Here is a 23,119-nt window from a genome sequence, read left to right on the forward strand (position 1 = left end):
GGGACTTACCCGACAAGTGATGCGCGTTAATCTGTATAAGAAAGCGTTAAGTGTGCGTGTCGAGCGCGCACTCTCTGGAACCGACGAATACCGAACCGCAGAATTCAGGAGAGTTCGATGACCTCAGCGACCATCCCCGGCCTGGACACCGCACCCACCAACCATCAAGGGCTGCTGTCCTGGGTCGAGGAGGTCGCCGAGCTGACCCAGCCCGATCGGGTGGTGTTCACCGACGGGTCCGACGAGGAGTTCAAGCGGCTGTCCGACCAGCTGGTCGAGGCGGGCACGTTCACCCGGCTCAACCCGGACAAGCACCCGAACTCGTTCCTGGCGCTGTCGGACCCGTCCGACGTCGCCCGGGTGGAGTCCCGGACCTTCATCTGTTCGGAGCGCGAAGTCGACGCCGGCCCCACCAACAACTGGAAAGACCCGGCCGAAATGCGGTCGCTGATGAAGGACCTGTACCGCGGTTCGATGCGCGGCCGCACCATGTACGTGGTCCCGTTCTGCATGGGTCCGCTCGGCGCCGAGGACCCCAAGCTGGGTGTGGAGATCACCGACTCCGAGTACGTCGTCGTCTCCATGCGCACCATGACCCGGATGGGCACCGCCGCGCTGGAGAAGATCGGCGACGACGGCTTCTTCGTCAAGGCGCTGCACTCGGTGGGTGCGCCGCTGGAAGACGGCGCCAAGGACGTCCCGTGGCCGTGCAACGAGACGAAGTACATCACCCACTTCCCGGAGACCCGCGAGATCTGGAGCTACGGCTCGGGCTACGGCGGCAACGCGCTGCTGGGCAAGAAGTGCTACTCGCTGCGGATCGCGTCGGCGATGGCCCACGACGAGGGCTGGCTGGCCGAGCACATGCTGATCCTCAAGCTGATCTCCCCGGAGAACAAGGCGTACTACTTCGCCGCGGCGTTCCCGTCGGCGTGCGGCAAGACCAACCTGGCCATGCTGCAGCCGACCATCCCGGGTTGGCGCGCCGAGACCCTGGGTGACGACATCGCCTGGATGCGGTTCGGCAAGGACGGCCGGCTGTATGCCGTCAACCCCGAGTTCGGTTTCTTCGGCGTGGCGCCGGGCACCAACTGGAACTCCAACCCGAACGCCATGCGCACCATCGAAGGCGGCAACACGGTGTTCACCAACGTCGCGCTGACCGACGACGGCGACGTGTGGTGGGAGGGCCTGGAAGGCGACCCGCAGCACCTGATCGACTGGAAGGGCCGCGACTGGACGCCGGGCAACGGCGAGAAGGCCGCGCACCCCAACTCCCGGTACTGCACCCCGATGTCGCAGTGCCCGATCCTGGCGCCAGAGTGGGACGACCCGCAGGGCGTGCCGATCTCCGGCATCCTGTTCGGCGGCCGCCGCAAGACGACGGTGCCGCTGGTCACCGAAGCCCGCGACTGGCAGCACGGCGTGTTCATCGGCGCCACCCTGGGCAGCGAGCAAACCGCCGCCGCCGAGGGCAAGGTCGGCAACGTGCGCCGCGACCCGATGGCCATGCTGCCGTTCCTGGGCTACAACGTGGGCGACTACTTCCAGCACTGGATCGATCTGGGCAAGAACGCCGACGAATCCAAGCTGCCGAAGATCTTCTTCGTCAACTGGTTCCGCCGCGGCGACGACGGCCGCTTCCTGTGGCCGGGCTTCGGCGAGAACAGCCGGGTGCTGAAGTGGATCGTGGACCGGATCGAGCACACGGCGGGTGGCAAGACCACCCCGATCGGCACGGTCCCGGCTGCTGAGGACTTGGACCTGGACGGTCTGGACGTCGACGCCGGTGACGTGGCGGCTGCCCTGGCGGTCAACGCCGACGAGTGGCGCGAGGAACTGCCGCTGATCGAAGAGTGGCTGGAGTTCGTCGGCGAGAAGCTGCCGACGGGCGTCAAGGACGAGTTCGACGCCCTGAAGGAGCGTTTGTCGCAGGCCTGATCGCTTGAAGGCACGAAGCCCCGTCGCACCCCTGTGGCGGGGCTTTTGCTTTCTTGCTTCCATGGTGGTTTGCCATATTTATTGTTTCGGGCGGCCGAACTAATCGATATGGCGGCTTGATCAGCAGATATAAGGCGACCCTTTGTTCGAAAATCGTAGCCTCGCTAAGTTGCCATGTGCTGAGAACCGGGTTACCGTCTAAGACATCGAAGGGGAGTAGTTCCAGTTCGTCGGCCTCGGCCGGCGGCGGCGGATGGTCGACATACTGGCGATTTCAGCTTTCAGGGGCGCCCGGTCATCCACCGGAGAGTTTTCCGGCGAACGAGACCTTCGGCCAGGCCATCCAACCGCCGAACCGAAGGAACCACCCGCATGACCCTGCTGGCCGAACGCCGCAAGACCCGGACACCCGCGGACACGCTGCTGCGTTCGCTGCTCCTCACCCTGGCGTTCATCGCCCCGGCGCTGGTGGTCCGCTTCGTCGGACTGCACCCGACCCCGGTCATCGCGTTGGTGATCTACGGCGCGGCGGTGGTCGCGGCGAGCTTTCTGCTCGCCTGGGCAGCCGAAGCCGCGCAGGTCGATGTCTCCGGCGGGCTGGCCGTCGCCGTCCTCGCCCTGATCGCGGTGTTGCCGGAATACGCCGTCGACCTCTACTACGCGTACCGGTCCGGATCGCACGCGGAGTACGCGCAGTACGCGGCGGCCAACATGACGGGATCCAACCGGCTGCTGATGGGCCTGGGCTGGCCGGTCGTGGTGCTGCTGGGGCTCTGGGTGGCCCGCCGGGTGAGCGGACACAAGGCGGCCGCCCTGACCCTGGGGCGCGGAAACCGGGTCGAGCTCGGCTTCCTGCTGATCGCCGGCGTGGTCGCGGCGATCGTGCCGGCGACCGGTCGCATCTCCCTCACGCTCGGCCTGGCGTTGCTGGCCTGGTTCGGGTTCTACCTCTACAAACTCAGCCGCGGCGAGGTCGAGGAGCCCGAGCTGATCGGGACGGCCGCGGCCCTGGCCGCGTTGCCGCACCGCGCCCGTCGCGGTGGTGTGGTCGCGATCTTCGTCTTCGCCGCCATGGTGATCCTGGCCTGTGCGCAGCCGTTCGCCGAGAGCCTGATCGGGGCCGGCACCGATCTGGGGGTCGACCGGTTCCTGCTGGTGCAGTGGCTGGCGCCGCTGGCTTCCGAAGCACCGGAGTTCGTGATCGCGATCATCTTCGCGGCCCGCGGCAAAGGCACGGTGGCCATCGCGACGCTGATCTCGTCGAAAGTCAACCAGTGGACGCTGCTGGTCGGCTCGCTGCCCATCGCCCACCTGGCCGGCGGCGGCGGATCCGCGCTGGTGCTGGACGCCCGGCAGATCGAGGAGATGCTGCTGACCGTGACGCAGACCCTGATGGGTGTGGCGTTGCTGCTGGCGCTGCGCTTCCACCGACGCCTGGCATGGGCACTGCTGGCGCTGTTCCTGGTGCAATTCGCGGTCCCGTCAACCGAAGGCCGGTTGGTGCTCAGCGGCGTCTACGCCGCAGTGGCTGTCGCTGGGCTGGTCGTGCACCGGCGCCAGTTGATTCCCACGCTGCGAGCGCCGTTCGCCAGGGCGTGACGGCCGGGTCGTAAAGTCGGCCCATGCAGATTCGTCCGCACGCACAGGCACATCCCGGCAAACCGGCCGTCATCCTGCATCCGTCGGGCACGGTGGTGACGTTCGGCGAACTCGAAGCGCGCGCCAACCGGCTGGCGCACGCCTTCCGTCAGGCGGGGCTGCGCGAAGGCGACGCGGTGGCGATCCTGATGGAGAACAACGAACACCTGCACGCGGTGATGTGGGCGGCGCGCCGCAGCGGGCTGTACTACGTGCCGATCAACACCCATCTGACCGCCGCCGAGGCGGCCTACATCGTCGACAACAGCAACGCCAAAGCCATCATCGGCTCCGCCGCGCTGCGGGAGACCTGCGCCGGGCTCGGCGACCACCTGCCCGGCGGCCTCCCCGGTCTGCTGCTGATCGCGGACACCGATCTGGACGGCTGGCAGCGATACCCGGAATGCGTTGCAGAGCAACCGGATTCACCGATCGACGACGAGATCGAAGGAGACCTGCTGCAGTACTCCTCGGGTACCACCGGCCGGCCCAAAGGCATCAAACGCGAACTGCCGCACCTGCCGCCGGCGGAGGTGCCCGGCATGATGGCGGCGCTGGTCGGGTTCTGGATGGACTCCGACACGGTGTATCTGAGTCCGGCGCCGCTGTACCACACCGCCCCCTCGGTGTGGTCGATGACGGTGCAGGGCGCCGGACTGACCACCGTGGTGATGGAGAAGTTCGATCCCGAGCAGACGCTGGCCGCCATCGAGCGTTACCGGGTGACCCACGGCCAGTTCGTGCCGGCGATGTTCGTCCGGATGCTGAAACTGCCGGAGGCCGTGCGTAACTCGTACGATCTGTCCAGCCTGAAACGGGTGATGCACGCCGCCGCGCCGTGCCCGGTGCAGATCAAGCAGCAGATGATCGACTGGTGGGGGCCGATCGTCGACGAGTACTACGCTTCCTCGGAGGCGATCGGTTCGACGTTGATCACCGCCGAGGACTGGCTGACGCATCCCGGCTCGGTGGGCAAACCCATGATGGGTGCCTTGCACATCGTCGGCGAAGACGGTGCCGAACTGCCCCCCGGCCACCCCGGCGAAATCTATTTCGAAGGCGGGTACTCCTTCGAGTACCTCAACGACCCGTCGAAAACCGCTGACTCACGCGACAAACACGGCTGGATGACCGTCGGCGACATCGGCTACCTCGACGAAGAGGGCTACCTCTACCTGACCGACCGGCGACACCACATGATCATCTCCGGTGGGGTGAATATCTATCCGCAGGAGACGGAGAACCTGCTGGTCACTCATCCGAAGGTGTTGGACGCGGCGGTGTTCGGGGTTCCCGACGACGAGATGGGCCAGCGGGTGATGGCGGTCGTGCAGACCGTCGATCCGGCCGACGCCACCGATGAGTTCGCTGACGAACTGCTCGGTTGGCTACGAGATCGATTGGCGCACTACAAATGTCCGCGAACGATCGCTTTCGAGGCAACACTGCCGCGTACCGACACCGGCAAGCTCTACAAGAACCAGCTGGTCGACAAGTATTCATGATGCGGGCCGTCGACCTGCGCAGCGCCCCCCTGCCGGACGATGCGGCGCTGCCGGGTGTGATCGTCGCCCACGGGTCGGTTGACAACGAATACTGGCTCGATGCAGCGACTTTCACCCTGACCGAGCATCCCTGCCCCGATCGCCGGGTGGTCACCGTGGACTCGGTTGCCGACACGCTGGCCGAACTGGCGGCGCGCTGTGCGCGCTGGCCGCACGCAAGCACCATCTGTGACGATGTGTTGCGGTGCGTCCAACCCGGGACGTCGGCCGGATTGCTGACCGAATCGCTGGCCTATTCCACGCTGCAGGCCGGTCCGGAATTCGCGCGCTGGCTTGCCGAACGCGGTCCCGCGCGACTGCCGGACAGCGCCGATCCGGTTGCGGTGCAACGCGAAGACGACATACTGCGAATCGACTTCAACCGGCCCGCCCGGCACAATGCCTTCTCCACCGACACCCGGGCGGCCCTGCTCGAGGCGCTCAGCGTTGCACAGCTCGATGACTCGGTCACCGGAATCATGTTGGGCGGCAACGGTCCGTCGTTCTGCAGCGGCGGCGACCTCGCCGAGTTCGGTACCTTCGCCGACCCGGCCGGTGCGCACCTGGCCCGCACCCGGCACAACCCGGCGCTGGTGCTCGACGAGCTGACCGGCCGGCTCGGGCGAGCCTGCCGCGCGCAGGTGCACGGACAGGTGCTGGGCAGCGGTCTGGAGATGGCCGCGTTCTGCGGATGGGTGGTGGCGCAGCGCGATTCGGTGTTCGGGCTGCCGGAGCTGAGCCTGGGGTTGATCCCCGGCGCCGGCGGCACGGTGAGCGTCACACGGCGCATCGGACGCTGGCGCACCGCGTATCTGGTGCTCTCCGGCCGGACGATCGACGCCGAAACCGCCCTGGCGTGGGGGCTGGTGGACGAGCTCGCGGCTGCGTAGCGGTGCCGCTCAGAGGCCGCCGCGGGCCACCAGCTGCGCGGCAATCACATTGCGCTGAATCTCGTTGGTTCCCTCGCCGACGATCATCAGCGGCGCGTCCCGGAAGTAGCGTTCCACGTCGTACTCGGTGGAGTAGCCGTAACCGCCGTGGATCCGCACCGCGTTCAACGCGATCTCCATGGCTACTTCGGAGGCGAACAACTTCGCCATGCCCGCCTCCATGTCACAGCGCTGCCCGCTGTCGTAGCGTTCGGCGGCGTAGCGGGTCAGTTGCCGGGCGGCGGTGAGTTTGGTCGCCATGTCGGCCAGATAGTTGCCGACGGCCTGATGTTTCCAGATGGGCCGGCCGAAACTCTCGCGTTGCTGGGCGTAGGCGAGCGCGTCGTCCAGCGCGGCGGTGGCCACGCCCAGCGCGCGGGCGGCAACCTGGATGCGACCCGTCTCCAGGCCTTTCATCATCTGGGAAAAGCCCTGTCCCGCAACGCCACCCAATATTGCCGAGGCAGGCGTGCGGTAACCGTCGAAGGACAGTTCGCACGACTCCACGCCTTTGTAACCCAACTTGGGCAGGTCGCGCGACACCGTCAGGCCCGGCCCGTGCTCGACCAGCAGCACCGAAATGCCCCGGTGCCGCGGTGTGGCCCGCGGATCGGTCTTGGCCAGCAACGCGACTAGGCCGGACCGGCGGGCATTGGAGATCCAGGTCTTGGCACCATTGACCACCAACTCGTCGGCGCCGTCCGGCAGCGCCGTGGTAGCGATGTTCTGCAGATCGGAACCACCGCCAGGTTCGGTGAGCGCCATAGTGGCCCGCAGCTCACCGGTTGCCATCGGCGGCAGGTACTTTCGCTTCTGCTCCGCGGTGCCGAACAGGGTGAGCAGCTTGGCGACCACCGTGTGCCCGCCCATCGCGCCGGCCAGGCTCATCCAACCCCGGGCCAACTCCTGGGTGACCAGCACATAACACGGCATCGACACCGGTGATCCGCCGTACTCCTCGTCGATGGCCAGGCCGTAAATGCCGATTCGCTTCATCTGTTCGATCCACGCCTCCGGGTAGGTGTTGGCGTGTTCGACCTCGCGCACCGTCGGCTTCACGTCGCGGTCCACGAAGGCCCGCACGGTGGCGACCAGCATCGCCTCCGCGTCGTCCAGGTCGTAGGGTTCGTTGCTCACCGTTACCGCCCTCCCGCGTGCACCCTCGGGTGCACAGCCTGCCAGCATGAGGCGTTGTGACATACGGGTATGCGGCCATCCGGTCCGGTGGAGCCTTCTTCGACGACCTTTCGGTGGGCCAGGTGTTCGACTGGGCGCCGTCGGTGACGCTGACGGCCGGCCTGGCCGCTGCCCATCAGGGCATCGTGGGCGACCGGCTGCGCCTGGCGCTGGACGGCACCCTGTGCACCGCGGTGACCGGGGCGCCGGCTGCCCTGGCGCACCCGAGCCTGGTGTGCAACGTGGCGATCGGACAGTCGACGCTGGCGACTCAGCGCGTCAAAGCCAACCTGTTCTACCGCGGCCTGGCGTTCCACCGGTTCCCGGTGATCGGTGACACCCTCTACACCCGCACCGAAGTGGTCGGACTGCGCGCCAACGCCGCCAAGCCCGGACGCGCGCCGACCGGGCTGGCGACGCTGCGGATGACCACCATCGACCAGGCCGACCAGCTGGTGCTGGACTTCTACCGCTGCGCCATGCTGCCGGCCGGCCCGGGCTGGCAGGGCACCGACCGGGCCGACGACCTGTCCGCGATCGGTACCGAGCCGGTGGTGCCGGCCGTCAGTCCCACCGAGGCCTGGGACGGGGCGGCCTACCGGCGCCGGGTGCCCGGTCCGCATTTCGATCCGGCGATCGCCGGCGCGGTGCTGCACAGCACCGCAGACGTGGTCACCGGTGCGCCGGAACTCGCCCGGTTGACCCTCAATATTGCTGCGGTGCATCATGATTCGCGGGTGGGCGGACAGCGGCTGGTGTACGGGGGACACACCATCGCGCTGGCCTTCGCGCAAGTCAACCGGTTGCTGCCGAATCTGGTCACGGTGCTGGGCTGGGAGTCCTGCGACCACACCGGGCCGGTGCGCGAGGGCGACACCCTGTACAGCGAACTGCACGTCGAATCCGCTGCGGCGACACCGAACGGCGGCGTGTTGCGGTTGCGGTCGCTGGTCTATGCGGCTGGCGACGCGCCCGACGAGCCGGACCGGCCCGTGCTGGACTGGCGGTTCAGCGCGCTGCACTTCTGACTGGATAGCAGGCCGACCGTCCAGCCTCGCTGCTGGACCGGACGGTCGGCCTGCCCGTCTCTAGGTGCCGGCGGTGCCGGGGGCGCCGGTGTTCCCGTTGCCGGTGTCGCCGATGCCACCGGCGCCTCCAGTGCCGAAGTTGCCACCGGCGCCCTTGCTGCCGGCGGTCGCAGCCGCACCGGGGCCGGCGCCACCGGTCCCGGGTGTGCCCGCGGACCCGCCGCTGCCGCCGTTGCCGCCGCTGGGGCCGGTGCCGCCGTCGCCGCCCTTGCCGCCGGGGCCGGAGTTGCCGCCGACCCCACCGGTCTGGCCGGTCAGGACATTGCCGCCCTGGCCGCCCCTGCCACCGGCGCCGGCGTTGCCACCCTTGCCGCTGGTGGCAGTGCCGCCGCCGCCGCCCTGACCACCCTGGCCGCCGCTGCCACCGGTGCCGCTGGCGCCGCCGGTGCCGCCGTCGGGGTGGGTCGCGGTACCGGTGGCACCGTTTCCGCCGGTACCCGGCGCGCCGCCGGTACCGCCGGTACCACCGGTGCCGCCGGCGCCGCCGTTACCCGTACCGAGGGTGCTGCCGCCGGTGCCGGCCAGTCCGCCACCGCCGCCGAGTCCGCCGTCGCCGCCCTTGCCGCCGATGCCGTTGTTGATGGTGAAGGTGGGGTCGCCCGCCGCGCCGTTGCCACCCCGGCCGCCGGTGCCACCCTGGCCACCGTTGCCGCCCTTGCCGCCGTCACCGGAGATGGAGCCACCCAGGCCGCCGTCGCCGCCCTTGCCGCCGGCGCTGCCGGTCGCGCCGGTGTTGCCGTTGGAGCCCGGCGTGGTGCCCGCGGCGCCCTGCGACCCGGGCGCGCCGTTGCCGCCGGTGCCGCCGGTACCGCCGGTACCGACGTTGCCGGCGTCGCCGCCCTTGCCGCCGTTGCCACCGTCGACACCGGCCGTGGTGGAGGTCCACCCGGTGCCGCCGGTGCCGCCGTTGCCGCCGCTGGTGGTTGCCGTGCCCGCGTTGCCGGCAGTCGGGCTGCCCGAGCCGGAGCCGACCGTTCCCGCGGTGCCGGCGACGCCTCGGTCACCGCCGCGGCCGCCGTTGCCGCCGTTGGGGTTCGAGGCGCTGGTGCCGGCCGCCCCGTTGCCGCCGGTACCGCCGGCGGCGCTGTTGCCGCCGGAGCCCGCGCTGCCCGCGGTGCCGGTCGTCGACCCGGTGCCGCCGTTGCCGCCGTTGCCGCCGTTGCCGCCACCACCGCCGTTGCCCGCGTTACCACCGTTGCCGCTGTTGACGCCGGCCACGCCGACCGCACCGTTGCCGCCGAGGGCGCCGTTGCCGCCGCTGGCGCCGCTACCGGCGTTGCCACCGGCGCCGTCCGCGGCCTGGACACCGCTACCGCCCAGCGTCTTGCCACCAGCCCCGCCGTTGCCGCCGTTACCGCCGCTGCCGCCGTCGCCGCCCCGGCCACCGGCCTGAGCGGTACCACCGGCCACGCCGTTGCCGCCCTGACCGCCGTTGGCGCCGCTACCACCGTTGCCGCCGACTCCGGCAGCACCGGAGATCGAGCCGCCGTTACCACCATTACCGCCGGCCCCACCGGAGCCGCCGGTCATGCCCGGGTTGCCGTTTCCGCCTGGACCGGAGCCATTGGGGCCGGCCGCTCCGGCGACGCCGTTGCCGCCGTCACCACCCTTGCCACCGTTGCCGACGTTGCCGCCGTTACCCCCGTCGCCGCCACGCGTGCCGCTGGCGCCCGGGTCGGTCGGGCTGAAGCCCTTGCCACCCTCGCCGCCATTGCCGGCCGGCGTGGTCACTGCGGTGCCCGGGGTGCCGGCGGTGCCGGCGCCCGGTCCGGTCTGGCCGGTGCCGGCGGCTCCAGCAGCGCCCGCGGTTCCGGCGTCGCCGCCGTCGCCACCCCGGCCGCCGGAGACGCCGGCGCTGGTGGAGTCCCCACCTTTGCCACCGTCACCCGGAGTCCCGGCGTTACCGCCGTTGCCACCCGAGCCACCGAAGCCCTGGGTGCCCGAGGTCACGGTGCCGGCATTGCCGCCGGCCCCGCCCGCGCCACCGTCCATGCCGCTGCCGCCGTTGCCGCCGGCCTGGCCGGCGCCACCGTCGATGCCGCTGCCGCCGTTACCGCCATCACCGCCGTTGCCGCCGCTGCCGCCGTTGCCGCTGTCACCGGAGATGGTGCCGCCGTTGCCACCGCCGCCGCCGGCGCCGCCCTTGCCGCCGGGCGTTCCGCTGGTGCCGGAGGCGCCCGGACCGGTTCCGGCTAGGCCGTTGGTGCCGTCGGCGGCGTGGCCGCCGGCCCCGCCGTTGCCACCGTCGCCGTACGTGCCGCCGTTGCCGCCGCGGCCGCCGTTGCCGCCGTCGGCCCCGGGGACGGTCCCGGTGGATGCGTCATAACCCGCGCCGCCGTTGCCACCGTTACCCACGGTGCCCAGCGGGAGCCCATCGGTGCCGGGGTTGCCGTTGGCGGCCTGGCTGGCACCGTTCCCGTCGAACCCGCCGGCACCGATGGTGCCGTGCTGGCCCACGTAGGCGGTGCCGCCGTTGCCGCCGTTGCCGCCGTCGGGGTTGGTCACGGTGCCGTTGGCGCCGTTGCCGCCGTCGCCGGGGGTGCCGCCGTTCGCGCCGTTCCCGGAGTTGCCGCCCTTGCCGCCGCTGCCGACGACGCCGTTGGGTGCCGCGCCACCGTTGCCGCCGTTGCCACCGGCCCCGCCGTTGCCGCCGGCCCCGCCGTTGCCGCCGTCCTGACCGCCGCCGACGCCGGTGCCGTACTGGTCGGTGTCGGCGACACCGGCCAGGCCCAGCTTGCCGTTGCCACCCGCGGTGCCGTTGCCGCCGTTGCCGCCGGTACCGCCGGTGCCACCGTTGCCGGCGTCCGCGCCACCACTGCCGCCGTGGCCGCCGGCGCCACCGGCGCCCCCGGTGTCGCCAGCGGTGCCGCTGCCGCCGTAGGCGGTCGCATTGGTGCCGGCGACCGTGGCGGACACGCCGTTGCCACCGTTGCCGCCGTTGCCGCCGTTGCCGATCCGGCCACCGTCGCCACCGTTACCGCCGGTTCCGCCATTGTTGCCCGGGGTGAACGGGTGGTAACCGTTGCCGCCGTGCCCACCGTTGCCGTTGGGCGCGATCACCGGGGTGCCGGGGAGGCCGCCGTTGTTGCCGGCCGCGCCGGCGAATCCGGCGTCCCCACCGGCTCCGCCGTTGCCGCCGTTGCGGTGCAGGGTGGTGCCGTTCGCGCCGGCTCCGCCATCGCCGGCGGTTCCCGCGTCGCCGCCGTTGCCGCCGGTGCCGGTCGCGCCGGCGGCGGCAGCCGCGCCGGTGCCGCCCGCGGCCTTGCCACCGACGCCGCCCGCACCGCCGTTGCCGCCGTTGCCGCCGCTGCCGCCGTCGCCACCCTTTTGTCCGCCGCCGATCCCGGCGCCCTGGCCGTAGTCGGTGCCTGCCACGCCGTACTTGCCGATCACACCCTTGCCGCCGTCACCACCGTCGGCACCCCGGCCGCCGGCCCCGCCGACGCCACCGCTGCCGGCCACGGTGCCACCGTTGCCACCGGCGCCACCGGCACCGCCGGAACCGCCGGTCTGACCGTCGGTGCCGCTCGCGCCGGGCACGGTCCCGTTGACGCCGTTGGTGCCGGCCACCCCGTTTCCGCCGGCACCGCCGGCGCCACCGTTGCCGTGATCGCCGCCGTCACCGCCGAGGCCGCCGTCGCCGCCGCTGGCGCCCGGGGTGGTGGGAGAGTAACCGGCGCCACCGGTACCGCCGGCGCCGCCGCCGGTGCTGGGGTTCGGTACGCCGGACGCGCCGTTCGCGCCGGGGGTACTGCCGGCGCCGCCCTGGCCACCGCCGCCCACGACGGTGCCGGTGTTGCCGCCGTGGCCACCCTTGCCGCCGGTGGTGTGCGTCGCGTCGCCCGCCGCGCCGGTGCCGCCGGCGCCGCCGAGACCGGGGGTGCCACCCTGCCCACCGGTGCCGCCGACACCAACGGTGCCGTTGGTGACCGTGCCGGCGTCGCCCGCCTGGCCGCCGGTGCCACCCGCGCCGCCGTTGCCGCCGTCGCCGCCGGTGCCGAAGCCGCCGCCGGGGTTGTAGTTCCAGTCGCCGGTGGCGCCTTTACCGCCGGTACCACCGGTACCGCCGGTGCCGCCGTCGCCGCCGTCGCCGCTGTTACCGCTGACCCAGCCGCCGTTGCCACCCCGGCCACCGTCACCACCGACGCCACCGGTGCCACCGTCGGCGCCCTTGCCGGTGGTGGGGAAGGTGCCGTTGGCGCCGGTGTCGCCCTGGCCGCCCTGGCCGCCCTTGCCGCCGTCGCCGCCGTCGCCGTACTGACCGGCGTCACCACCGTCACCACCGTCGTAACCCTGCTGGTGGGCACCCGGAACACCAGTGGCGTCACCACCGTCGCCGCCGTCACCGCGGCCGGTGCCCGGAGCGACCAGCTGACCGTCGGTACCGGCCACACCAGCCGCACCGGACAAACCGGTGCCGTTGTTGCCGGGCGTGCCCGCGGCACCACCCTTGCCGGGGTTGCCGCCGGTGCCGCCGTCGCCGCCGCCGAGGAAGCCGTCGCCGCCGGCGCCGCCCTGGCCGGCGGTACCGCCGTTGCCACCGTTGCCGGCGTTGCCGCCGATGCCGCCCGGGACGTTGTAGCCGTTGCCGCCAGTGCCGCCGTTGGCGCCGCTGCCGGCGTCACCACCGGTGCCGGCGTAGCCGTTGTAGATGCCGCTGTTGCCGCCCTTACCGCCGTCACCGCCGTTACCACCGGCCTGGCCGTTGGTGCCGTTGATGCTGGTAGCGCTGCCGTCGTTGCCGGTGGCGCCCGCGACGCCGTTGCCGCCCTGACCGCCGTCGCCGCCGTTGCCGTAATTGCCGCCGTCACCGCCGGCGCCGCCCTTGCCACCGTGCGCACCGGGGGTGGTCGGGTTGTAGCCGTCGCCACCGTCACCACCGTCGCCACCGATATCCGACGGCGTGGACCCGCTGCCACCGTGGCTGCCGTCGGCACCCTTGGTGGAACCGGTGCCACCGGTGCCGCCCGCGCCGCCGCCGACGCCGACACCGGCGTCGCCGCCGCTGCCGCCGCGTCCACCGTCCGGGTTGGCCTTGGTGCCGTCGGCGCCGTGGCCACCGTCGCCCTGGGCTCCACCGTCCCCGCCGGCACCACCGTTACCGGCGTTGCCGCCGGCGCCGATGGTGCTACCGCTGCCGCCCTTGCCGCCGTTGCCGCCCACCCCGCCGACGCCGCCGTTGCCGCCGTTGCCGCCGTCCTGACCACCGCCGATACCAGTGCCGTAGGCGTTCTCGTTGGTGACACCGTCGGCGCCGTCATCGCCGGAACCACCGGTTCCACCGTCGCCACCGTCACCACCGGCACCGGCTGCGCCTCCGGCGCCCTGCTCACCCTTGAAGCCGTACAACCCCGAGGTACCGCCGGCGCCGCCGTCGCCACCGTCGCCACCGTGGCCGCCGCTGGCGCCGGCGCCGCCGGTCTGACCGCCGTTGGCGCCCAACCCACCGTTGTCACCGGGGGTGAATCCGTCGGCCCCGGTCCCGCCGTGACCGCCGTCGCCGCCGGAGCCGCCGACGCCGCCCTTACCGCCGTTGCCGCCGTCGCCCATCATGGCGCCGGCGTTCCCGCCGATGCCGCCCTTGCCGCCCTTGCCGCCGTTCTCGCCCACGGTGCCGTTGACATTGTCGGCCGACCCGCTGATGCCGTCGGTGCCGTCCAGACCGTCGGCGCCGTCGCCGCCGTCGCCGCCGTCGCCGCCGCTGCCGTAGGTGCCGCCGTGACCACCGGCGCCGCCCTCGCCGCCCGCAGCGCCGTGCTCGGTAGCGGTGTAGCCCACGCCCCCGTGACCACCGTTGCCTGCCGGGGCGGACGGCATCGCGCCGTCGTTGCCGTCCGCGCCCAGGGTCGAGCCGCTGCCGCCGGTGCCACCGCCGCCCGCCGTGCCCGGGCTGCCGCCGTTGCCGCCGGCCCCGCCGGTGGTGTAGCTCGCGGTGCCTGCGGCACCGTCGCCGCCGTCGCCAGGTGTCCCGGCGTTTCCACCGTTTCCGGCCGAACCGCCGGCAGCGGTGTTGCCCTTGGTGGCGCCGTTCAGCCCGGCACCGCCGACACCGCCGTTGCCGCCGTTGCCACCGTTGGCGCCGCTGCCGCCATTGCCGCCGTTCTCGCCGCCTCCAATGCCGTTGTTGTAGAGGTCGGCGCCGGACTGCCCCTCGCGTCCGGTCCAGCCGCTGCCGCCGCTGCCGCCGTCGGCACCGGTGCCTGCGGCACCGCCGTTGCCGCCGTGCCTACCGGCGCCATGGCCGATGCCGCCTGCGCCGCCGTCGCCGCCGCTGCCACCGGCCTGACCGTTGGTGCCGTTGGGGTTTGCGGCAGTGCCGTTGACACCGTCGTCGCCGATCACGCCGTTGCCGCCGTCGCCGCCGTTGCCACCGTTGCCGACGTTGCCGCCGTCGCCACCGGCCCCACCGTCGCCGCCGTCGGCGCCGGAGGCCGTCGAGGTGAAGCCCGCCCCGCCGTTGCCGCCGTTACCGGCCGCCCCGGTGACCGCAAGACCCTTGCTGCCGTTGGTGCCGGCGGTGGCGCCGGCGCCGGCCGTGCCGCCGGTACCGCCCTTACCTGCGGTACCGGCGTTGCCGCCGTCACCGCCCCGGCCGCCGTCGACGTGGGCCGACGTGCCGTCGGCTCCGTGACCACCGTCACCCGGGCGCCCGGCGTTGCCGCCATTGCTGGCGTTGCCACCGTTGGCGTTGGCGCCGGCTGTACCACCGGTCCCGGTGCCCGCAGCGCCGCCAGTGCCGCCGTTGCCGCCGTTGCCGCCGGTCCCGCCGTTGCCACCGTTGCCGCCGCGGTACCCGTCGCCGTTGTTGCCGGCCGGGAAGGAGCCGTCGTGGCCGATGGCACCGGCGCCACCGTTACCGGCGGTACCGGCGTCGCCACCCTTGCCGGCGTCGCCGCCGCTACCCGAGCTGCCCACGCTGGCGCCGTCGGACGTGCCGCCCGCGTTGCCACCCCTGCCGCCGCCGCCGCCGTTGCCGCCGCTGCCGGCATTGCCGCCGTTCTGCCCGTCGTTGCCGGCACCGGTGGTGACCGTGCCGGCAGCGCCGTTCACCCCGGAGCCACCGTCGCCGCCCGCGCCACCCTGGCCGCCGTCACCGCCGGTGCCACCGTGGAAGCCCGCGCCGCGACCGGTGCCACCGTCACCGCCGAGACCGCCCTGGCCGCCGACCGTGCCGTTGGTGCCGCTGTCACCGGCATTGACGCCGTTCTTGCCGGCCGTGCCCGCCGCGCCGTCACCGCCGACGCCACCGTCAGCGCCGTGGGCGCCGATGCCGTCGGCGCCCTTGCCGCCGTTGACGCCTCCGGTGCCGGCGGTGCCGACGGTGCCACCCTTGCCGATGTTGCCCGCGTCGCCACCCTTGCCGCCGTTGCCGCCGTTGGGGTTGGCGGCGGTGCCCTTCGCGCCGTCGCCACCGGCGCCGGCCTGCCCGGAGTTGCCGCCGGCCCCGCTGTTGCCGCCGTTGCCCGCGGTGCCGTTGATGGCAGCCCCGGTACCGATGGTGCCTGCCGTGCCCCGGGTGCCACCGGCGCCGCCAGCACCGCCGGTCCCGCCGTCGCCACCGTTGCCGCCGTTCTGGCCGCCGCCGATACCGGTGCCGTACTTGTCGACATCGGCCAGGCCGTCGGCGCCGGCGATGCCGTTGCCGCCGGTGCCGGCCGCCCCACCGGTGCCGCCGTTGGTGGCGTTGCCGCCGGCGCCCTTGGCGCCCCCGGCAGAGATGTTGGTGCCACCGATGCCCGCGGTGCCGCCGTTGCCGCCGTTGCCGCCGTTGCCGCCCCTGCCGCCTTCGCCGCCGTTACCACCGGTGTAGCCATCGGGGTGGGCCGCGGTGCCGTCGTGTCCGAGGGCGCCGTTGCCGCCGTTGCCCGCATTGCCGGCGTTGCCGCCCCGGCCGCCGGCCGCGCCGCTGGACGAGGTACCCGCGGTGGCCCCGTCGGTGCCGGCGCCGGCGTTGCCGCCGCTGCCGCCGTTGCCCGCGTTGCCACCGTTGCCCGCGTTGCCGCCGATCAATCCGGCGCCGCCCTGACCGGCGCCGAAGGAACCGTCCCTGCCGGTGACACCGGATCCACCGGCACCACCGTCGCCACCCCGGCCGGCTGTGCCGGCGTTGCCACCGTGGAAGCCGGCGCCGCGTCCGGTACCGCCGGCACCGGCACTGCCGCCGTTTCCGCCGGTCGTGCCATTGGTGCCGCTGTCGCCCGGATTGACGCCGTCTTTGCCGGCGTTACCCACCGCGCCGGTGCCGCCGTCGCCACCCCTGCCACCGTTGGCGCCGGTGCCGGGGCCGTCGGTGCCGCCGTTGCCGGTGCCGACGCCGTCCGCACCGCCGTCGCCGCCGAGCCCGATGGCGCCCGCGTCACCGCCGCGACCGCCCGCACCACCGGCGAGGTTGGCGGTACCCGCGACGCCATCGGCACCGCGGCCGCCGTCACCGGCCGTGCCGGAGTTACCACCCCGGCCACCGATGCCGCCCTTGCCGTTGGTCGCGGTGGTGCCACCGTTGCCGTCTTGGCCTGCGACGCCACCCTTGCCACCGTCGCCACCGGTGCCGCCATCGCCACCGTTGCCGCCGCTGACACCAATGCCGCTATTGGTTCCGGCGACCCCGTTGGCGCCGGTGAGGCCGGCCCCGCCGGCGCCCGCTGCTCCGCCGGCGCCACCGTTGGAGGCATTGCCGCCCTTGCCGTAAGTGCCTGCGGTCGCGGTGTTGGTGCCGTTGCCGCCGGCGTTGCCGCCGGCCCCGCCGTTACCACCGTTGGCGCCGTCACCGCCGGCCCCGCCGTCGCCGCCTCGATAACCATCCAGGTGGGTGGAAGTGCCGTCGTGGCCGGTCGCGCCGAGGCCACCCTTGCCGGCGGTGCCCGCGGCACCACCTGCGCCGCCCGCCCCGCCGTTGGTCGCGGTGCCCTTGGTGGCGCCGTCGGTGCCGCTGCCGGCACTGCCGCCGTCGCCGCCCTTACCGCCCCTGCCGCCGGCCCCGGCGTCGCCGCCGTCCTGACCGTTGTTACCCACCCCGGCGGTGGTGGTCCCGTTGGCGCCGTCGACGCCGGAGCCGCCGAGGCCGCCGGCGCCGCCGGTGCCCGCCGCACCGCCATCGCCGCCGTGGAAGCCGGCACCCCGACCGATACCACCGGTGCCACCGCCGCCGCCGTTGCCGCCGTCGCCGCCGACGGAGCCGTTGGCCCCGGCGCTGCCGTTGTTGGTACCGGTCAGCCCGGCCGCGCCGTCACCACCGGTGCCGCCGGTGCCGCCGTTGGCGCCGGTGCCCGACGCGGCAGTGCCCACGCCGTTGCCGTTGAGACCACCCAGCCCGATGTGCCCAGCATTGCCGCCCGCGCCACCCCGGCCGCCATCGGCGTAGGCGGTGCCGCTGATGCCGTTGGCACCCCGACCTCCGTCGCCTGCCGCGCCGGCATTGCCGCCGATGCCGCCTGCCGCACTGGTGCCGTTGGTGCCTGCTTTGGCAGTGCCGCCGAGCGCCTTTCCACCGGTGCCGCCGGCCCCGCCGTTACCGCCGGTGCCGCCGTCGCCGCCGTTTCCACCGTCCTGACCGGCGCCGACACCGGTGCCGTAGAGGTCGGCGCCTGCGGTGCCGACCGAACCCTTGACGCCGCCCCCGCCGGAGCCCGCCGCCCCGCCGACGGCACCGTTGCTGGCATTGCCGCCGTCACCGTACGCGCCGGCGTTGCCGCCGGCGCCGATACCGGCAGCGCCGCCCTTGCCACCGTCACCACCGTTGGCGCCGTTACCGCCATTGCCGCCGTCGCCACCGCTTTGGCCGCCGCCCACACCATTGCCGTAGGCGTCGACGCCGGCCGCGCCGGGCGCACCGTTGGCTCCGAGGCCGCCCTTTCCGGCGGCTCCGGCGTCCCCGCCGTTACCGGCGTTGCCGCCGCTACCGGCGTTGCCGGCGATGCCGCCGCCGGTGCCACCGCCACCGGCGTTGCCACCCGTGCCACCGTCGCCGCCGGCGCCGCCGGCACCGGCGTTGCCACCGTTCTGACCGTCGCCGCCCGATCCGGTGATCGCCGCGCCGTTGGCCCCGTTCAAGCCGCTGCCGCCCTTACCGCCGGCGCCGCCCTTTCCGCCGGTGCCGCCGTCACCACCGTGGGTGGTGAGGCCGGCCGGGGTCTGGCTACCGCTGGCAGTACCGCCGGCGCCGCCTTCGCCACCCTTACCGCCCGCGGCGCCCGCCGCCCCGCTGTCGCCGGGGTTGAGGCCGTTGGCGCCGACAGCGCCTTCGGCACCATGACCGCCGTCGCCACCCCTGCCACCATTGGCGCCGAAACCGTCGCCGTTGTTGCCTGCAGGGCCGCTGCCGTCACCGTTGAGGCCGCCGGTGCCATGGGCGCCGACCGTGCCGGCGTTGCCACCGGCACCGCCCTTGCCGCCGTCGAGGTAACTGCTCGTGCCATCGGCGCCGCGGCCACCGTCGCCGGCAGTGCCGGCGTTACCGCCGCGCCCGCCCAGGCCGCCGGTGCCGTCGCTGCCCGCGCTGAGTCCGGTGCCGCCCTTACCGCCGGCGCCGCCCTCGCCGCCGACGCCACCAGCTCCACCGTTGGCACCGGCCTGACCCTGCCCGGCCGTGCCGTACTGGGTGGACCCGGCCACCCCGGCTGCCCCCGACTGACCCGCGCCACCGCTGCCGGCGGCGCCACCGGCGCCACCGTTGCTGGCCGCGCCGCCGTTACCGTCGACCCCGGCCTTCAGCGAGGCCGCGTTGCTGCCGGTTCCCGCTGCGCCACCGGTGCCACCGTTGCCACCGTTGCCGCCCTTACCGCCCTTGCCGCCGTTGCCGCCGTCATAGCCGTCGCGGTGCCCGGCGGTGCCGTCATGACCGGAGGCGCCCACACCACCACTGCCGGCAGTGCCGGCATCGCCGCCCTTACCGGCCGCACCACCATCGGTGCCAGCGCCGATACCGGCGCCGTCGGTGCCCGCGCCGCCGCTGCCGCCCTTACCGCCGTCGCCACCCCTACCGCCACTGCCGGCGTTACCGCCGTCACCGCCGGCCAGACCCGCACCCGAGGTGGCCACCCCGGTGCTGCCGTTGAGGCCGGAACCACCGCGCCCACCGTCACCACCGGCACCGGCCGCGCCCGCGGCACCCCCGGTGAAGCCCGCGCCCCGACCGATACCACCGCTGCCGGCGTCGCCGCCCTTACCGCCGGCACCACCGTCGATACCGCTGTCGCCGGGGTTGAGACCGTTGGCGCCCGCGGCGCCGCCGGCACCCCGACCGCCGTCGCCACCCTTACCGCCATTGGCGCCGGTGCCGTTGGAAAGATTGCCCGCAGGGCCGCTGCCGTCACCGTTGAGACCACCAGTGCCGTGCTGGCCGATCGCACCGGCGTCACCACCGGCACCGCCCTTGCCGCCGTCGACGTAACTGGCGGTACCGTCCGCGCCGCGGCCACCGTCGCCGGCAACGCCGGCGTTACCGCCGCGCCCGCCCAGGCCGCCGGTGCCGTCAGCGGCGTGGCTGGTGGTGCTGCCCCCGTTGAAGCCGCCCGTCCCGCCAGTGCCACCATCGCCGCCACGACCACCCGCGCCGCCGCTACCACCTTCGGCGCCTGCGCCCAGGTTCACCCCGGCGGAGCCCGACGCCCCGGTCACACCCCGTCCACCGGCGCCGGCGTTGCCGCCGGCACCGCCATCGCTGCCCTTGGCGCCCGCGCCGTTGGCCGCCGTGGGCGCGGTGCCGTCACCGTTGAGGCCCGCGACCCCGCCGTTGCCGCCGCTGGCGCCGTTGCCGCCCTTGCCGCCGTCACCGCCCCGGCCACCGTCGCCGGCACCAGTGCCGTAGTCCACCCCGGTCTGTCCGTCGGCACCGGCCGCCCCGTGGCCACCGGCGCCCGCCGTCCCCGCAGCGCCACCGTCACCCCCGGCGCCACCGGCACCGGCGGTACCTGCTGACCCGCCGTAGGGGCCTGCGTCACCGGCCGCGCCGCCCTTGCCGCCGGTTCCTCCCGCCCCGCCCTTGCCCGCGTCGCCACCCTGCTGGCCGGTGTTGCCCACGCCGTTGGCGTCGGTGCCGGTCGCATCTGCACCCCGCACACCGGAACCGCCTTCACCGCCTTCGCCACCTCCGCCGCCGGTGCCACCGCTACCAGCTGTGGTCCCGGCGCGACCGGCAGCGCCGCCCTTGCCGCCGTCACCACCATCGCCACCGGCTTGGGCATTGCCACCACTGGCCCCGGCGCCCAGTCCCTGGCTGCCGGCGGCCCCGACGGCACCATTACCGCCGTCACCGCCCCGGCCGCCGTTGACGCCCAGGCCGTCTTTGCCGTCGACCACGGTACTGACGCCGTTGTCACCGCCCAGGCCTTTGAAGCCGGACAGACCGGCGTCGCCGCCCTTGCCGCCGTCGGAACCGTTGACGTGCGCGGCGGTGCCGTCGGCGCCGCGCCCACCGGTACCGGCCGCGCCGGCATCGCCGCCGTTACCGCCGACGCCGTTGGCGCCCGCCTTGGCGGCGTTGCCCACATGGTCGGTGCCACCCATTCCGCCGGCGCCCCCATTGCCGCCGTCGGCACCACTGCCGCCGTTGCCACCGTCGCCGCCGTTGACACCGGCGACGGTGCTGGACTGGCCGTTGACACCTTTGCCGCCGGAACCACCGGTGCCACCGTCGCCGCCTGCGCCACCCACACCGCCGGCACCGGCGACCGAACCACCCTTGCCGCCATAGCCACCGGCACCACCCGAGCCGCCGGCCGTACCGTGGCCGCCGCTGTCACCGGGGTCGACGCCATCAGCACCGGCCTTGCCCGCCGCCGCGTTGCCGCCGGCGCCACCGGCGCCACCGTTGCCGTAGTTGCCGCCGTCACCACCGTGTCCGCCGTTGCCGCCACTGGCGCCGGCGATGGAACCGGTCGATGCGTCATAACCCGCGCCACCGGTGCCGCCGTTGCCCCCGGTGCCGGTGGCCATGGTGCCGGCCGCGCCGTGCTTGCCGATGACCGAGCCGTAGCCACCGGTGCCGCCGGCTGCGGCGCCGGCACCGTTGTTGCCGCCGTTGCCGCCCCGACCGCCGTCGGGATTCGCCAGCGTGCCGGCCGCACCGTTGCCGCCGTTGCCGGCGCCGCCGCCGGTGCCGCCGTCGCCACCATTGCCGCCCCGGCCGAGGATGCCGTCCTCGCCGAACAGCAGGCCACCGCGACCAGCCGCACCGCCGTTGCCACCATTACCGCCGGTCGCGCCGACGCCGCCGCCGCCACCGTTCTGGCCGCCGCCGTCTCCGTTGCCGTAGTCGACGCCCCAGACCCCGTCTGCGCCGTTGCTGCCTTGAATGCCGGTGCCACCCCTGCCGCCGGTCCCACCGTTGCCGCCGTTGCCGCCGTCGCTGAACAGCAGACCGCCCCGGCCGCCCGCCCCACCGTCACCGCCATTGCCGCCGGAGATCCCGGCGAGCCCGTCGCCACCCCGGCCACCGTTGCCGCCGACGCCGCCGTTGCCGTACAGCCAGCCGGCGTTGCCGCCGGCGCCGCCGGTTCCACCGCCGTTGCCGGTACCGCTGGTGCCACCGCTGCCGCCCGCGCCACCGGTGCCCAGCAGCCATCCGGCGTGGCCACCGCGACCGCCGATGCCACCGATCGCCGCGCCGGTGCCACCGGTGCCGCCCGACCCACCCGGACCGAACAGACCACCGGACCCACCGGTGCCGCCGACGCCGCCGCTGCCGGTATTGCCGATGCCGCCGATGCCACCGGCCCCGCCGGACGCACCGGAAAGCCAGCCCGCGTCGCCACCGGATCCGCCGGTGCCGCCGATGCCCGCGGTGCCGCCGGTACCACCGGCGCCGCCGGCGCCGGCCAGCAGACCACCGTGGCCGCCGTCGCCGCCCACACCGCCGAAACCGCTACCGCCCGGTCCGGTGCCACCGGCCCCACCGGCACCACCGGCGCTGAGCAGCCAGGCGTCCCCGCCCCGGCCACCGGTCCCACCGATACCGGTCGGACTGGTGTTGGCGCCACCGGCGCCGCCGGCACCACCGTCGCCGTACAACCATCCGCCGCTGCCGCCGGCCGCGCCAGCGCCACCGTTGGCGCCCCAACCCGCCGCACCGCCGGTGCCGCCGGCGCCGATCAGCCAGGCCCGACCGCCCACACCCCCGGTGCCACCGGTGCCCAGTCCGTTCAGGTTGGCACCACCGATGCCGCCGGAGCCGCCACTGCCGTAGAGCCATCCGCCGTTGCCACCGGCCCCGCCGGCGCCACCGTTGGCCGTGGTCGATGACCCACCCGCACCGCCGACTCCGCCGTGTCCGATCAACCCGGCGTTGCCGCCGGCTCCGCCGGCCTGACCGGCCGCGCCGCCCGCACCGGCGCCGCCATTGCCCCACAGCAGGCCGCCGTCCCCGCCGGCCTGGCCGGGCTGCGCCCCGTTGGCGCCGTCACCGATCAGCGGCCTGCCGAGCAGGACCTGGGTGGGGGTGTTGATGGCACCCAGCACCGCTACGCCGAGTCCCTCGAGCGGTGCCGCGCCGGCGGCCTCGGCCCACGCGTACGAGCCGGCGTTGGCCGTCAGGTTCTGCATGAACTGGCTGTGGAAGGCCGCAGCCTGGGCACTGATGCTCTGGTAGGCCTGCCCGTGGGTGCCGAACAGCGCCGCGATGGCGGTAGACACCTCGTCTTGCGCGGCGGCCAGCAGGTTGGTGGTCGAGGCCGCTGCAGCGGCGTTTGCCGACTCCAGCGTGGCGCCGAGTCCGGCTAGATCGGAAGCCGCGGAGCTCAACACGTCCGGCGCAGCGAGGAGATACGACATGGGAACCGTCCACTTACTAGGTCACGACCTGGTGAGG

7 protein-coding genes are annotated in these 23,119 nt (G+C 73.9%); 5 read left to right on the top strand and 2 right to left on the bottom strand.

From position 1 onward, the window contains the following. The first annotated feature begins 117 nt into the window (after window positions 1–117). From AC5Y3Z_RS23220 to AC5Y3Z_RS23235, 4 genes are all read left to right on the top strand, one after another. Window positions 118–1,941 carry a phosphoenolpyruvate carboxykinase (GTP) gene (locus AC5Y3Z_RS23220; protein ID WP_463827992.1) on the top strand — a complete coding sequence of 608 codons (1,824 nt, stop codon included), beginning with the start codon at window positions 118–120 and terminating at the stop codon, window positions 1,939–1,941. 372 nt (window positions 1,942–2,313) lie between these two features. After that, on the top strand, window positions 2,314–3,540 hold the full coding sequence (locus tag AC5Y3Z_RS23225; RefSeq protein WP_473138909.1) for a calcium:cation antiporter family protein: 1,227 nt from the start codon (window positions 2,314–2,316) through the stop codon (window positions 3,538–3,540). A gap of 23 nt (window positions 3,541–3,563) precedes the next feature. Continuing rightward, on the top strand, window positions 3,564–5,084 hold the full coding sequence (gene fadD4, locus AC5Y3Z_RS23230) for a fatty-acid--CoA ligase FadD4 (protein ID WP_473138910.1): 1,521 nt from the start codon (window positions 3,564–3,566) through the stop codon (window positions 5,082–5,084). Then, on the top strand, window positions 5,081–6,013 hold the full coding sequence (locus AC5Y3Z_RS23235; RefSeq protein ID WP_473138911.1) for an enoyl-CoA hydratase/isomerase family protein: 933 nt from the start codon (window positions 5,081–5,083) through the stop codon (window positions 6,011–6,013). Before fadD4 ends, AC5Y3Z_RS23235 begins: the two co-directional genes overlap by 4 nt. A gap of 9 nt (window positions 6,014–6,022) precedes the next feature. Here the strand turns inward: AC5Y3Z_RS23235 and AC5Y3Z_RS23240 are convergent, their stop codons facing one another. Then, window positions 6,023–7,150 (bottom strand): acyl-CoA dehydrogenase family protein, encoded by a 1,128-nt coding sequence (locus AC5Y3Z_RS23240; RefSeq protein WP_473138949.1) that lies wholly within the window; start codon window positions 7,148–7,150, stop codon window positions 6,023–6,025. Between the two features lie 95 nt (window positions 7,151–7,245). Between AC5Y3Z_RS23240 and AC5Y3Z_RS23245 the strand changes: the two genes are divergently transcribed. Continuing rightward, on the top strand, window positions 7,246–8,256 hold the full coding sequence (locus AC5Y3Z_RS23245) for a MaoC family dehydratase (RefSeq protein WP_473138912.1): 1,011 nt from the start codon (window positions 7,246–7,248) through the stop codon (window positions 8,254–8,256). 60 nt (window positions 8,257–8,316) lie between these two features. Here AC5Y3Z_RS23245 and AC5Y3Z_RS23250 read toward each other — a convergent pair whose 3' ends face one another. Then, window positions 8,317–23,082 carry a PE family protein gene (locus AC5Y3Z_RS23250; RefSeq protein ID WP_473138951.1) on the bottom strand — a complete coding sequence of 4,922 codons (14,766 nt, stop codon included), beginning with the start codon at window positions 23,080–23,082 and terminating at the stop codon, window positions 8,317–8,319. Window positions 23,083–23,119: the final 37 nt, after the last annotated feature.

The organism is Mycobacterium sp. NGS61, from assembly GCF_059812325.1.